This is a genomic window from Paenibacillus sp. BIC5C1 (genome assembly GCF_032399705.1).
Classification (GTDB): Bacteria; Bacillota; Bacilli; order Paenibacillales; family Paenibacillaceae; genus Paenibacillus; species Paenibacillus taichungensis_A.
The window spans coordinates 5,734,647-5,748,814 of the sequence record NZ_CP135922.1 but is presented as its reverse complement, the minus strand read 5'-3'; the positions used below and the strand labels follow the sequence as shown (position 1 = coordinate 5,748,814).

Genomic DNA, 14,168 nt, shown 5'->3' with positions numbered 1-14,168 from the left:
CTAATGTTCCATATCCTTTCAGCATATCGCTTTGTACAGAAGAGCATCCTATCCTTGTGACCAAAACCAACATAATTGGAGGATGAGACATGCCAGCAGCCAAAAAGGCGACAGCAATCAGCTTATCTTTGTCTACTGCAATCTTTGTAATGGCTGGATTGACGGGTTGTGGAACGAGCACAAAAGATAACAATCTGCACACCCAAAGTGTTCGTCACGAAGTGAAAGGCATTAACCGTTATGGTGTTGAGTCCAATGGGATGGATGGTATCCGTGCGAAAAGCTATCGTACGCATAACGTCACTAACCTGAAATCAAGTGACGAGTTGGCTAAACGCATTACGGAAATGAAGGAAGTGAAGTCCGCAAATGTTATGCTGACTGATCGTAATGCATATGTTGCAGTCCGTTTGACAGATGGTCACGCTGGCAAATTGGAAAGCAAATCTTTACGCAACCGTGCGAACGGTACTATGCGTACAGAAAGCTACAACCAAGATATGGGCGGGTTGCGTGTACATGGTGGTAATGGAACTATGTCTCCATACAGCACCAGCGGCATAGCTCCGGGACTGAACACCAATGCAGCTACGGATCGCAGCCACATGGGCAATGACCGCAGCATCTATGGAACCATGGGAACGGGATCTTATGGCATGATGCGTGGTCTGACGAACAGTGGAAATGCACGTACAATGACAGATGGTCACTATGGGATGAAGAGTGAAACTTCGCGTATTGACAGCACGGATGACAACACACCCGAAGAGATTAAATCTAAAATCTCGGCGAAAATCAAGCAATTTGCACCTCACGTGGAGAACGTATACGTGTCAGCTAACCCGGACTTTGTACAACATGTGGAAAGTTATTCCACAGATATCCGTAACGGCAAACCGGTTAGCGGCATGATTAATACGTTCCAATCGATGGTTGAACGTATTTTCCCAACGAATGCGTTGAACACCAATCACCGTGACGGCGTGCTTGATGATGGCATCATGAATCGTAACAACAACGATGGCATGATGAACCGCATGAATCGGTAATTTAGGTTGAACAATATGCCTTTGCGCTGGTGGTCAACATTAGTCGCAGAGGCATGTTTGTTTTTAAAAGGTTATTGAAAATAACGATGAATAAAATGATACATAGTATGCTTAGATGATACTTAGTCCCCAATTTGCGACTTCCGCTTACTACGTTTGTACCTACATAGTGATTATTCATTCAAATTGCATTTCACTGCCCATTTTTTTGATAAAACTGAACCAACGCCCTTGACCTTACATAAGATGAGTTGACTGTATCCCCTTAACCTTGTTACACCAACACAACCCGAGCAAGGAGGGGTGAACATTGAAGGGTATCGATCATAAAAGCAAATTTCTGTTGACCCACCGTGAACGCGAAGTATTCGAATTACTGGTTCAGGACAAAACGACGCGTGACATCGCAGGGCAGTTATTCATCAGCGAGAAAACGGTGCGTAACCATATTTCGAATGTGATGCAAAAACTCAATGTTAAGGGTCGTTCGCAAGCAGTTGTAGAGCTGATTAAGCTCGGAGAACTGAAGATCTGACGCGATACTGCACAGTTGATTGAAGCAGCATGAAAGTCTTTTTCTATTCTTCATGATGAAGAATGGGGAAAGACTTTTTTGTTTTAGGTGGAAAGCAAAAACAAGCGAATTCCTTACGTGAAGGAATCGCTTGTTTTGAATGGATATTCTCAGAAGTCTGGATTCAGAAGCTGCTGATTGCAGTCCGCTATTCTGGTTAGCTCAGATTTTCGATAGCCTAGCCGCTTTGTCTTTTCGCAGCACCATCTACAGGAACAATGTATTTTTCCTTTTGCAAAAATACCTTCGAACTTTTAGGACCAATCGTATCGTACAGCAAGCTGTTTTTTACGTTGAATAACACGCTTTCTGTGATGCCTGTAATAGGCTTGATTTCTTTGCTGAGATTTCATGGATCATCACGCTCCCTTGGGAAAAGGCTCAGCCCGCAGAAATTCCAAGGGTGCAGATTGCTACGGGCAGAGCGTGATGGAAATCACAACCGTAATCGTATATGGCATAAGGGTTCACCTACATATGGTTATTGAATGCACCTCAATAAAGGATTTCCATTGTTTCTTTGAAAAAGGTTGATAGAAAAGCTGCTCCAATTCCCCGTATTGTGTTTCGTCTAGATGCAGATAGAGTGCTTTTTTCGCGATTTTGGCAGCAGGCTGGGACGTAGATTTTGTAGCACCAGTTTTACGTTTGATTGGAATATGAAATTGCAGCAAGTCTGCGAGGTTATTCCAACCTTCCCAGCTCAGTCGCGCTCCGCGCTTCCAGTCGACGGCATAGAGGGCATAGTATTTACGAGCTTCGGATTGTTTTATGGCAATAATCCAGGTGGAAGGAATCATTTTTTGACGTTGTCGTTGATTCATCAAGTGTACTCCTTCCGTAGAAATGAAATGTCCACATTCAATTCAAGGTTTATCTCCAATATAAGCGGAATCCCATTCCTTAAGCAAGAAGATACCTTTTTAAAATTCATCATACATACAGCGAATACATGGTTAAAATCCTCTTGATTTGCAACAACGTATTGATTAAAATGAAATTATAAAAATAATTTTCTTTATTTATAATAATTTAATAAAAATAATTTTCATAAAAGGAGGACTCATGGCAGCCATACTACATGCGTTGCAGCAAGAGCTGAATGAACTTCCGTCTCAGGAACGGCGAATTGCAGAGGTGATTTTACAGTCCCCATCCGATATTCCTGGCTGGACCATTAACCATCTTGCACAGCAAAGCGGAACAAGTGCGGCTACGGTAACCCGCTTTTGCAAATCATTCCATTTCAAAGGTTTTCCTGATTTCAAAATGAAGCTGGCCGCAGAATTGTCCCATTCCACCAATGAAACAGCATATCAGGATATCGTGGCAGGTAATCCTTTGTCCAAAATTGTGGAAGCCATCGAAGCCAATCATCTTGCATCCATTGCAGACACCACCCGTTTGCTGGATCTGGGAAGGCTGGAGCATGCAGTTCAGTTACTATGTCATGCCCGTCGCATTGATCTCTACGGCGTTGCAACCTCTTCCATTGTTACGCAGGATTTCTATCAGAAACTTGTGCGGATCGGCAAAAGCTGTACCGCCTTCTCGGATTCACATATGCAAATTACGTCGGCTTCTTCACTATGTGAGGGAGATGTGGCGATGGCGGTATCTTATTCGGGTGAAACGCCAGAGACGATCGATGCCTTGCATTGTGCCAAAAAAGCGGGAGCTTCTACCATTTCACTGACATCCTATGGCAATAACAAACTTGCGGCGGTGTCGGATATTCCGCTCTTTACGTCTTCACTGGAAGAAGGAATGAGGCGGGGCGATATGGCTTCACGTATAGCACTGCTGCATGTCGTTGATATTCTGTTCACGGGCATGGTTAGTGCCGACTTTGACCGTTTTATCCCCAAATTGGAACAATCGTATCACAATGTACAGTCTTATCGAGTTCAACATAACGGAGGTGCCTAAGAAGATGAATATACGTATTTTTGAAAATGAAGAAGATTTGAATGCAACGGGTGCAGGGGTGATTGCCAGTTTGCTGCATACGAAACCCCGGGCTGTACTGGGACTTGCGACTGGAAGTTCTCCTGTAGGTATCTATAAACAGCTTATTGCTATGTATCAGAAAGGTTTGGTCAGCTTTGCGCAGGCATCTTCCTTCAATCTGGATGAATATGTCGGTCTTCCTGTAGAACATCGCGAAAGCTACCGCAGCTTTATGAATGAGCAACTGTTTTCGCATATTGATATCGATCTCGCCAGAACCCAGGTGCCAAATGGACAGGCTTCGGATTTAAATGAGGAGTGTGTTTCCTATGAACAACGGATTGATGATCGTGGACCAGTAGATCTGCAGCTGTTGGGTATCGGACATAATGGCCACATTGGCTTCAATGAACCCGGAACCGAGCTTACAGGACGGACACATGTGGTGGATCTCAAAGAAGAGACCAGAAAAGCAAACGCCCGCTTTTTTAATCATATTGATGAAGTTCCAACTCAGGCCATTACGATGGGGGTAGGTACGATTCTGAAAGCCAAACAAATTCTGCTGATCGCCCGTGGTGAGGAGAAAGCCGAAATTATTCGTGAAGCCTTTATGGGGCCGATTACGACCCAATGTCCCGCTTCGCTGCTGCAATGTCATCCTAATGTAGTCGTGTTGCTGGATCGTGCGGCTGGGAGGCTGGTGAAATGAACGTAGAAGCTATGGAAAACCAGGAGCAAGAGAGTGAAAAAACCATTTCCCTTCTTCGAGGTAAAATCGTACTGCCCGATGGTGTAATGGAGGATGGTGTACTTGTCTGGACGGATGGGAAGATCCTTTATGCTGGCGCACCCGAGGGATTATCTGAACATATTCGCCGTGAAGCCGTATCTGTGCCTGTTTCCAAGCATGGCGTCATTGTGCCTGGATTTATAGATATCCACGTACATGGTGGCAATGGCGAAGACTTTATGGACGCGAGTAAGGAAGTGATGGATAAAATTACTTCATTCCACAGCACACAGGGGACCACTGCAATGCTGGCAACGTCCATGACAGCGCCCAAAGATAGTCTGGACCGGGTATTGGCTGAAGTGGACAGCTACCGTTCCGGTGACATGCCTTATGCACAGCTGGAAGGTGTACATCTGGAGGGTCCTTTTTTCAGTCCGAAGTGGCCCGGCGCACAAAACCCGGATCATATTGTATTGCCTAATGTGTCCTGGCTGGACGCGTGGGAAAAACAATATCCGGGCCTGATCCGTCAAGTCACCCTGGCGCCGGAACGAGAGGGAGCGCTCGAAGTCATTTCATGGCTGCGCGAGCAGCGAATTACGGCAGCATTAGGACATACGGATGCGACCTATGAAGAAGTACAGCTTGCGGTCGAGGCCGGACTGCACCATGCCGTGCATACATTCAATGCGATGACACCGCTGCATCACCGGAATCCCGGAGCTGCCGGCGCAGTGCTTAGTGATTCCCGCATCAGTGCAGAGGTCATTGCAGACGGTATCCATGTGCATCCGGCGGCGATGTCTATTTTGGCTCAACTGAAAGAACAAGCAGATCAGCTTGTGTTAATCACAGACGCGATGTCTGCTACCGGGCTGGATGATGGTGAATACAAAATTGGCGATCTGCCTGTGATTGTTACGGAAGGTGTGGCACGTTTGAAAGACGGAGGCGCACTGGCAGGAAGCACGCTCACGATGATTCGTGGTTTCCGCTATCTGGTACAGGAAGTGGGCTTGAGTCTCAATGCAGCCTCACGCGCAGCCAGCCTGACGCCGGCACGTCTGCTCGGCATTGATCACCGAACGGGTTCCTTTGCTAAAGGAAAACAGGCGGACGTCGTTTTGCTGAATGGTGATTTGAAAATTGAGGAAGTGTGGATGAAGGGCAGACGAGTCGGCGGTTAATTCTACATCTGTAGTGTTGTCGTGTGCCTCAACAGGCAATAGCTTGCGTAATGTGTTAAAATAGATCTCAAAAAAGCCGGGATCTGCGGATCACGCATGACGGAGGCGTGAAACATGGAACGTAACGCTATGCTCGAATTCGACCCGTTCATCACAGAGCTGGCGGAAAAGCTGCACGTACACGGATATTTTGCCTTTTATGGCGAGCACTACAATGAGACCGATATGGAGCAGTACCGTAGACACCTGTTCACCTCATTCAGCAATATCGTATGGGTGGAGCTGGATGCACGCAAAAAGTATATGATTGTGGATCACCGTGGACGCAACACGGTCATGAAATTAATCGACGGTATGCTGAACACCCGTAGAACGCTGCGGGCCAATCTGGCGATGGCAGGTACAGACACCTCCGAAGTTCAGCAGGAAATCACGCACATGATGCAGCTTGTGCATATGTTAAATTTCACAACCTTCCGCTCATAAGTGGAGGATGTCACGTGGTTTTACCGGTTATTGTATCTAGATCTACCAATTATAAAAGGGGTGTGTCGTCATGAATATGGACGGCGCACCCCTTTTATCTATTTATATACTACCTACTACCCTTCATTTGTAAAGTAAGCTCAGTCTTAAAATAAGTTCATGGAAAAGCTGCAAAGTAGTGCAGGGGACGAAATCGATTCTGGAGAAGCGGAGCGTTCGCCTAAAAGCTTTCTGCAAGAAAGCTACTTCGGAAGCATATGCTATCGTCGGATTTTACCCTTTGAGAAGGGGAATCCAAAAAATCCGACGATAACAGCGATCGAAAGAACGATTCGTATCCGGAACGGCCACTTCGCACGCTTTCCAGCACTTATTTTTGAAATGAACTCTATTTTACAAACTTTTTAAAAACTGAACAATCGTCAACAACCCTTTATCAAAGTTCTCCAGGTTGAAATGCTCATTCGGTGCATGCAGGTTCTCATCCGGCAAACCGAAGCCCATCATAACAGCCGGAATACCAAGCACGCGTGAAAGTTTCTCCACGATCGGAATGGAGCCGCCGTCTTTCGTGAACAGGGCACGAACGCCGTACACTTGCTCATAGGCATCAGCTGCTTTTTGCAGTACTGGATCCGAAGGATCGGTATTGAATGCAAAAGCTTTCTCAATCTGCTTTATATGCAGCGTTGCGCCTGGTTGAACATGAGCGCGCAGATGTGCTTCGATACGGTCCAGTACCTGCTGTGGATCTTGATCCGCAACAAGGCGGCATGTAATTTTGGCATGAGCTTCCTTCGGAATAACGGTTTTGGTGCCTTCACCTTGGAATCCACCCCATACCCCGTTCAGTTCCAGTGTTGGACGTGCGCCAACACGCTCCACGAACGAGTAACCTTCTTCTCCGTACAACTGCTCCAGTCCGAGGTCTTGACGAAGCTGTTCTTCATTGAAGCCTTGCTTCACGAACTCTTCTCTCATCTCAGGAGAGAGCGGCAGAACACCATCATAGAATCCATCTACGCTCACGCGGCCTTGCTCATCATGCAGCGAAGCGAGCAGGGATACCAATGCGTGCAGTGCGTTCGGTACACCGCCTCCAAATGAACCGGAGTGCAGGTCAGTATTGGCTGTGTTCAGATCCACTTCGAGTGAGCAAAGACCACGCAGACCTGTGGAGATCGCCGGTTTTCCTTTTTCGAGCAGTGACGTATCCGAGATCAGTACCATGTCTGCACGCAGCTTGTCTGTATTGTCATTCAGATAGATCGGCAGGTTCGGGCTGGAGATTTCCTCTTCGCCTTCGATGCAGAATTTCACATTAACGGGAAGTTCCTTGTTTTCGGCAAGCAGTGCTTCAACCGCTTTGATATGTAAGAAGATTTGTCCTTTGTCATCCGTAGCACCACGTGCAAACAGTTTGCCGTCACGAACGGTAGGTTCGAATGGAGGTGTTTCCCACAGGTTAAGCGGATCGACAGGTTGTACATCATAGTGTCCATAGATCAGTGCGGTTGGTTTGCCGGGTGCATGCAGGTGATCTGCATATACAATCGGATGTCCCGCTGTTGGAATAACCTCTACATTTTCCATACCTGCACGGGTGAGTGCATCTGCAGCCCATTGTGCTGCACGGTTAATATCCTCTTTATGCGCTGAAATGGCTGAAATACTTGGAATGGATAACCATTCATTCAATTCTGCCAGGTGTTTCTCTCTATTTTCTTGAAAATAAGTTTGTTCCTTCATTAAAAGGCCTCCTTCATGTTTTGCTTTATCCTATTGTAATCCATTTTGATGCGTTAATAAAACATTGGTTAAAAAATGATCTGATACATACCGTTTCATTCCCCTGGAAATTATGCGTATAATACAAGAAACGGATTTCATCCATATATTCTCATGTAAACCATTCCGCAGGGGAGTTGAGGAAGTTCCCATGACAGTCAGACCATACGCAAGCAGGCAGGTGAGCGCTGATGGAACCGGTTAGGAAGGTAAGAGCGTCCGGCAGACTCACGCGTTGGCCAGCGTTAACCACAGGACGACATAAAGGACGTTTTTATCGAAATAGTTTGATGCTTATTCTGCTCATTGCCAGCATTCCCGGACTGATTACAGGCGTCGTGATGTATCAGTTGGTCGTTGGCCGAATGGAGAATGAATTTAATCAGATGCACCAAAGCCAGATTGAGAACCGGGCACGCAACGTGGACGACCAACTCGCTTATCTGGAGATGACCTTGTCCCATTGGGCTTTTGAACCCAGGTTTGGCAATGCGCTGCGAACGCTGGATTTTGTGTATTATTTCAACGAAACCCAGGAGATTGTTACCACACTTTACGTGTTGCAAGGCTCTCATCCGCTTATCAAATCCGCGCAGCTATATTTACAGGAACCGAAACCGATTTTGTTTAACCGTGATTATAACGAGTTGAAGGATGAAGCAAAAATACAGGCCTACGACCGCTATTTGAATATGGGCAACCATGTGTATTGGACAGACTGGATTGCGAGCCAGAGTAGTGATAAAGCATCTCAAACGAATGATAGTATACTGCATACCGATCCGGGTAATGCACTGGTTCTTGTACATAAGATTCCAGGTGAAAGCATTAATCCATTTGGTGCGTTAATCATTACACTGGATAATGAGAAAGTCGCCAGTTTATTGAAAACGCTTACCCCATATGATGAAGGTTTAACGTTTCTTATGGACCAGCAGGGCAATACACTGGTTACGGGTAATCCGGTTGCGGGAAAGGCTGATCTTACATTTGAGCAGCAGCTTAAAGAAGAAATTGCCCTGAATTCAGACGCACATTCCTTTCTTTTCAAATATGAGGACGAAACCTATTCGGTTTCCTATGGATCACTGAGTCGGATTGATTCGGACTGGACATATGTTTCCGCAGCTCCGCTGACCTCGGTGACCTCGCCAGTGAAGCTCGTATCCAAAATTATTGTAATTGCGAGTACCGGCAGTCTTATCCTGGGGTTGGTGTTATCCTGGTTTGCTTCACGCAGAATATACTCTCCCGTAGCAAGGATGCTCCATTTATTGACACCGGGCAGGAATGAAGCGACAACAGACAACAGACTGGATGAATTCCAGCTGCTGGAACAACAGTGGAACGAACTGACTTCGCAGAGTCTGACCGCCCACCGGCAATTGCAGGAACAGCTTCCCCATTTGCGGGACAGTTTTGTACTACAACTGGTGCAGGGCCATCTGTATGCCTATAACGAGCAGGATCTTCAGCAGCGGATGAGAAATCTTGGATTTGAGGTGGAAGGTCAGCAGTTTTTGCTGCTCCAGATGTATTTTACGGGCTATGCCCAGTTGCAGGGGAGATTTGGGAGCCAGGACACGGGGCTGGTTACCTTTGCGGCAGTTAATATCATTGAAGAAGTTGCCAAAAATTATTTTAGTCAAATTAGCGTAATGAACTTTCACGACCTGTCTTCAGCCATGCTTGTGATTGCTCACGAGGACGAGCCTGTGAAGTCCCAAGCATTGTTATGGGGTCAGGAATTGGTGAAGGTCATTGGCCAGACATTGAAAATGAACGTGACCGTGATAGTGAGCCGCCCGGCCGCTTCACCTCAGGAATTGCCGGGATTATTCATGGAGATGGAGCAGGCCGTTGCCTATCGCAGCGTGGAAGATGGGAGCCAGATTCTTGATCTGGAGGATGAGCAATGTTTCCGCAGAAAGGAAGAAGCCTCGTACCCTTTGGGGCTGGAACGTGAGATCCTTCAGGCGATCAGACTTGGGAAGAAGGATGAGACTGAGCGCGTACTGGAGCAATTTATGTCCGAGATCACCCGAACGGGCAGTTCCGAATTCCAGGTGCAACAGATGATGCTTCAATTGCTGGGAAGTATTCAGCATATGATGCTGCAGACCGGGGTAACGCCTTACAGACTGTTTGGCGGCTGCAACATGTATGAGCGGTTGTCCACGATTCGGGAACCTGAACAAATGATGAAGTGGATGATCGGAGACGTATTACTCCCATATGTGCAGGAGATCGAGATGCGATCCCATGAGCCGCTGAAGCAGGTGGTGGAACGTACGATGTTGTTTATTGATGAGAATTATAGAAATGATCTTTCCCTGGAAGGCTGTGCAGATGCGGAGCAGATGACTCCTTATGCATTAAGCAAGGCCTTCAAGCAAGTATCTGGAATGAATTTCATTGATTATTTAACACGAGTACGTATGGATGCGGCGAAGCAGTTGCTGCGTGAGACCACGTTGAAAATCAATGATATCGCAGGCGCTGTTGGATACCAGCACAGTTACTTTAATCGGATTTTCAAGAAACAGGAAGGTTTAACGCCGAGCCAGTATCGGGATCAATGGTTGGGTAAATAAACCTGTTCATAAGATTTCAGCGCCGACCGGAATCCCGCTTCATGGGACTCCGGTTTTTCATGTTTCACCTTGGAAACAAAGAAGGATAATACTGCAAAAATGTGCAATAACCTCTGCCAAAATATATCCAAATTGAAGGAGGAATAGCGTTATAGCGGGCTTTTGGGCCACTTTGCGCAACCATGCAAAAAATGAAGGTTGCCGGAAACAGGGCAGCTGTATAGTCTGAATAACAGGCAAATTGATAACGTTTACATAGATAGGGAGGGGAGACATTATGAACGGGAAGACGGACTGGAATGGAAATGGCGCTACAGCAGCTCAAGTGGAGATGGCCGCATTGCCGATGAAGCGTGAGTCCAATTGGAAGAGGCAGATCAAACGAAATAAATGGCTGTACGTGCTTGTGCTTCCCGGATTTTTGTACTTTGTCATTTTTAAATACTTGCCCATGTGGGGGATCGTTATTGCCTTTCAGGACTATCAGCCTTTTCTGGGCATTCGCGATAGTCAATGGGTGGGCATGGAGAACTTTACGAATTTTTTCTCCAATCCGGATTTCTTCCGATTGCTGAGAAATACGCTCGTCCTTGCCCTATATGATCTTATATTCTTTTTCCCGGCACCGATTATTATCGCTTTGTTACTCAATGAAATCCGGGTCGCTTTCTTCAAAAGGACCATCCAGACGCTGGTCTATGTACCTCACTTTGTTTCGATGGTCATTATCGCGAGTATCACTTATGTATTCCTGACTCCGCAAGGTGGGGTACTCTATGACCTGATCTCCTGGATTACAGGCAAGCCGATTGATGTGCTGGCAAGTCCGGGTTCATTCCGTCCGCTCATTATTGTTCAGATGATGTGGAAGGAGATGGGTTGGGGAACGATCATCTTCTTAGCCGCACTGGCTGGTGTGGATACAGAGCAATATGAAGCTTCCATTGTGGATGGTGCAGGACGATTACGACGCATGTGGCATATCACGCTTCCAGCGATTCGTACGACCATTGTTATTTTGCTCATTCTCAGGCTGGGTAACTTCCTGGATACCGGTTTTGAACAGATCTATCTGATGACCAACTCGCTGAATCGTGATGTGGCAGATGTATTTGATACGTATGTATACACCGTTGGGATTACGCAGGGTGCATTTAGTTACAGTACCGCGGTTGGGTTATTCAAGTCTGTGGTCGGAATTATTCTGGTGCTGGGCAGCAACAAACTGGCCAAGAAATTCGGGCATCCCGGAATCTATTGAGAGCATGTTCATCATCCATTGAAAAGGAGGAAATCGCCCATGAACAGCCGTCTATACAACAGCCCTGCCGGCAGAGTATTTGATATTTTCAATTACGTCATGCTGGGGATTCTGGGCATATTAACCGTTCTTCCTTTCCTGTATATTATAGGGAATTCATTCGCGACCGAAGCCGAGATTACCGAACGCAGTTTTTTTCTTATTCCGAAGGTGTTTTCATTCAGTGCATATGAGTATATTTTTTCCTCGTCCACCATCTTCCGCAGTATAGGCGTTTCAATATTTGTTACGGTTGCAGGTACATTGGTCAATCTCTTCTTCACGCTTACGATGGCTTACCCGCTGTCCCGAAGTGATTTCTGGGGCCGAAATGTCATGATGAACATGGTTATTTTCTCCATGTTGTTTGGCGGCGGGATGATCCCGACCTATCTCGTCATTCGTGGACTTGGACTTCTGGATTCCTACTGGGCCCTTATGCTTCCTGGCGCGATCAGCGCTTTTAACTTAATTGTTGTCAAAAACTTTTTTCAACAAATGCCGCCAGGGCTGGAGGAAGCGGCTCGTATCGACGGCTGTTCGGATCTTGGGGTACTGTGGCGAATTGTTCTGCCATTATCCAAACCGGTGATTGCCACATTTGCGTTATTCTACGCCGTAGGGCACTGGAATAACTTTTTCTCGGCACTCCTGTACATCTCCGACAGCGACAAATGGCCACTGCAAGTCATGCTGAGACAGATCGTATTGCTCTCACAAGCCAGTGTCGGAGATATGGCGAACATGGACCCTAATTTTGTACAGCCACCAGAGCAGTCGATCAAAATGGCAGTTATCGTCGTAGGTACTATTCCAATTTTGTTGGTGTATCCGTTTTTGCAGAAGCATTTTGCCAAAGGTGTCATGTTAGGTTCAATCAAAGGCTAAAGCCAAGGGGGAGAACGTATGGGACAAAATACTGGATTCAAAAAAGGCGCATTGCTACTCTCAGCAACATTAGTGCTGAGTACCGTTCTGGGAGCTTGCTCCACGGACAAAGCAGGTTCAGGAACAGCTGCGGGAGGCACGGATCAGATCACGATTATGCTTCCGAACTTTGAAGCGGAGAATCCGCCGGATAACAGCCCTGTGATTCAGAAGCTAGAGGAATTGACCAAGGTGGACGTGAATCTGCAATGGGTACCGAGCAGCTCTTATGAGGACAAATTCAATATCACGCTGGCCTCGGGCAAGCTGCCAGATGTTATGGTTGTGCTTGGTAAGTCCCCAAGTTTTATTAATGCAGCTCGTACCGGAGCTTTCTGGGAGCTTGGACCTTATTTGAAAGACTATCCGAACCTGAGCAAGATGAATGAAATTATTACCAATAATGCTTCTATCGATGGCAAAACCTATGGCATCTACCGCGCACGTGCTCTGGGACGTAACGGTGTTACGATCCGCAAGGATTGGCTGGAGAAGCTTGGTCTGGAAGAGCCAAAGACCATTGACGAGTTTTACAATGTATTGAAAGCGTTCACGAAGGATGATCCGGACGGCAACGGTAAAGACGATACCTACGGTCTGGTGGCGAGCAAATTCACGGGCCCTTGGGATAATATGCAGATTTGGTTTGGTGCACCCAACAAATGGGGCGATGATGGTAACGGAGGTTTAATGCCGGCACATGAGACTCCAGAATATATGGAAGCTCTGAAATTTTTCCGCCAAATCTATAGCGAAGGTCTGGTCAACAAGGACTTTGCCGTGATGGATGCAACGAAATTGCCTGACCCTTTTGTAAACGGGCAAGCGGGTGTCATGGTGGATGTAGCGGATAACGCACAGCGGATGGATCAGAAGATACTGGAGAAAGATCCGTCAGCGACTGGCCATGTGGATGTACTTCAAGCGATGGAAGGTCCAAAGGGATTACGTGATATGCCAACATCCGGCTATTCCGGCATGATTGCCATTTCCAAAAGCAGTGTCAAAACGGAAGAAGAACTGAAGAAGGTGCTGAGTTTCCTGGATCAACTAAATGAACCTGAATTACAGGCGCTGCTGGGGAACGGTCTGGAGGGCAAGCAGTATGAGAAAAAAGAGGGTTACATCATTCCTACCACTGATAAACTGGCGCTGCGAGATGTACAGGGCTTAAATCAGATTCTGATGTTTGTTCCCGAAGACAGAACCCTTCGTGTGCAACAGACACCTGTTCGCGAAAAGGTTGCACAGGTGCAGAAAGCCAATGAGGAAATCGTCATTGCCAATCCTGGCGAACCACTGATTTCCGATGTTTATGCCCAGAAAGGACCGCAGCTCGATAACATCATCAATGATGCCCGTATCAAATTCATCGTGGGGCAAATTGATGAAAAAGGCTTCCAGGATGCTGTTGCATTGTGGAAAAGCAGTGGCGGCGACGACTATGTCAAAGAAGTGAATGAGCTGTACGCCGCACTGAAGTAGTTTGATGTTCCAGAGCCCGGCAGCCTTGCTTGTAGTGCAAAGGTGCAGCCGGGCATTTCCGTATATGCATAGTTCAGGACGATTAAAACCAT

General features: G+C 46.7%; 12 protein-coding genes. 10 read left to right on the top strand and 2 right to left on the bottom strand.

Annotated elements, in window-relative coordinates:
- Positions 1 to 89 precede the first annotated feature (89 nt).
- Both RS891_RS25725 and RS891_RS25720 read left to right on the top strand, forming a co-directional pair.
- A complete protein-coding gene (locus RS891_RS25725; protein WP_113055913.1) occupies positions 90 to 1,049 on the top strand; it encodes a YhcN/YlaJ family sporulation lipoprotein in 960 nt (319 codons plus the stop codon).
- A 310-nt stretch (positions 1,050 to 1,359) separates the two neighbouring features.
- Positions 1,360 to 1,584, top strand: a complete 225-nt coding sequence (locus RS891_RS25720) for a helix-turn-helix domain-containing protein (protein ID WP_017692532.1) — start codon at positions 1,360 to 1,362, stop codon at positions 1,582 to 1,584.
- 506 nt (positions 1,585 to 2,090) lie between these two features.
- Here the strand turns inward: RS891_RS25720 and RS891_RS25715 are convergent.
- Positions 2,091 to 2,447, bottom strand: coding sequence for a hypothetical protein (locus RS891_RS25715; RefSeq protein ID WP_113055912.1), 357 nt, complete (start codon positions 2,445 to 2,447; stop codon positions 2,091 to 2,093).
- Positions 2,448 to 2,688: 241 nt separating this feature from the next.
- On the opposite strand from RS891_RS25715, the gene RS891_RS25710 reads away from it, so the two are divergent.
- The 4 genes from RS891_RS25710 (at position 2,689) to RS891_RS25695 (ending at position 5,982) form a co-directional block, all read left to right on the top strand.
- A complete protein-coding gene (locus tag RS891_RS25710) occupies positions 2,689 to 3,552 on the top strand; it encodes a MurR/RpiR family transcriptional regulator (protein WP_113055911.1) in 864 nt (287 codons plus the stop codon).
- Between the two features lie 4 nt (positions 3,553 to 3,556).
- Positions 3,557 to 4,285: a glucosamine-6-phosphate deaminase gene (gene nagB, locus RS891_RS25705; protein WP_315793569.1), complete on the top strand. Its 729-nt coding sequence runs from the start codon at positions 3,557 to 3,559 to the stop codon at positions 4,283 to 4,285.
- On the top strand, positions 4,282 to 5,496 hold the full coding sequence (gene nagA, locus RS891_RS25700; RefSeq protein ID WP_315793568.1) for an N-acetylglucosamine-6-phosphate deacetylase: 1,215 nt from the start codon (positions 4,282 to 4,284) through the stop codon (positions 5,494 to 5,496). Before nagB ends, nagA begins: the two co-directional genes overlap by 4 nt.
- 114 nt (positions 5,497 to 5,610) lie before the next feature.
- The gene (locus RS891_RS25695; protein WP_113055910.1) at positions 5,611 to 5,982 is read left to right on the top strand and encodes a hypothetical protein; all 372 of its coding nucleotides are present in this window, start codon (positions 5,611 to 5,613) and stop codon (positions 5,980 to 5,982) included.
- Between the two features lie 393 nt (positions 5,983 to 6,375).
- Here the strand turns inward: RS891_RS25695 and RS891_RS25690 are convergent, their stop codons facing one another.
- Complete coding sequence (locus RS891_RS25690; RefSeq protein ID WP_113055909.1) at positions 6,376 to 7,731, bottom strand: dipeptidase; 1,356 nt, start codon at positions 7,729 to 7,731, stop codon at positions 6,376 to 6,378.
- Between the two features lie 230 nt (positions 7,732 to 7,961).
- On the opposite strand from RS891_RS25690, the gene RS891_RS25685 reads away from it, so the two are divergent.
- The 4 genes from RS891_RS25685 (at position 7,962) to RS891_RS25670 (ending at position 14,076) form a co-directional block, all read left to right on the top strand.
- Complete coding sequence (locus RS891_RS25685) at positions 7,962 to 10,364, top strand: AraC family transcriptional regulator (protein WP_315793567.1); 2,403 nt, start codon at positions 7,962 to 7,964, stop codon at positions 10,362 to 10,364.
- 331 nt (positions 10,365 to 10,695) lie between these two features.
- The gene (locus RS891_RS25680) at positions 10,696 to 11,625 is read left to right on the top strand and encodes an ABC transporter permease (protein ID WP_052016746.1); all 930 of its coding nucleotides are present in this window, start codon (positions 10,696 to 10,698) and stop codon (positions 11,623 to 11,625) included.
- A 39-nt stretch (positions 11,626 to 11,664) separates the two neighbouring features.
- Positions 11,665 to 12,552: a carbohydrate ABC transporter permease gene (locus RS891_RS25675; RefSeq protein ID WP_024632531.1), complete on the top strand. Its 888-nt coding sequence runs from the start codon at positions 11,665 to 11,667 to the stop codon at positions 12,550 to 12,552.
- Between the two features lie 18 nt (positions 12,553 to 12,570).
- Entirely contained in the window at positions 12,571 to 14,076 is a 1,506-nt protein-coding gene (locus tag RS891_RS25670; protein WP_113055906.1) for an extracellular solute-binding protein, read from the top strand.
- Positions 14,077 to 14,168: the final 92 nt, after the last annotated feature.

Coding starts and splice junctions, on each gene's coding strand:
- RS891_RS25680 (WP_052016746.1), top strand. CDS start 10,696: ATGGCCGCATTGCCGATGAAGCGTGAGTCCAATTGGAAGAGGCAGATC.
- RS891_RS25710 (WP_113055911.1), top strand. CDS start 2,689: ATGGCAGCCATACTACATGCGTTGCAGCAAGAGCTGAATGAACTTCCG.
- RS891_RS25725 (WP_113055913.1), top strand. CDS start 90: ATGCCAGCAGCCAAAAAGGCGACAGCAATCAGCTTATCTTTGTCTACT.
- nagB (WP_315793569.1), top strand. CDS start 3,557: ATGAATATACGTATTTTTGAAAATGAAGAAGATTTGAATGCAACGGGT.
- RS891_RS25670 (WP_113055906.1), top strand. CDS start 12,571: ATGGGACAAAATACTGGATTCAAAAAAGGCGCATTGCTACTCTCAGCA.
- RS891_RS25715 (WP_113055912.1), bottom strand. CDS start 2,447: ATGAATCAACGACAACGTCAAAAAATGATTCCTTCCACCTGGATTATT.
- RS891_RS25675 (WP_024632531.1), top strand. CDS start 11,665: ATGAACAGCCGTCTATACAACAGCCCTGCCGGCAGAGTATTTGATATT.
- RS891_RS25695 (WP_113055910.1), top strand. CDS start 5,611: ATGGAACGTAACGCTATGCTCGAATTCGACCCGTTCATCACAGAGCTG.
- RS891_RS25690 (WP_113055909.1), bottom strand. CDS start 7,731: ATGAAGGAACAAACTTATTTTCAAGAAAATAGAGAGAAACACCTGGCA.
- RS891_RS25685 (WP_315793567.1), top strand. CDS start 7,962: ATGGAACCGGTTAGGAAGGTAAGAGCGTCCGGCAGACTCACGCGTTGG.
- nagA (WP_315793568.1), top strand. CDS start 4,282: ATGAACGTAGAAGCTATGGAAAACCAGGAGCAAGAGAGTGAAAAAACC.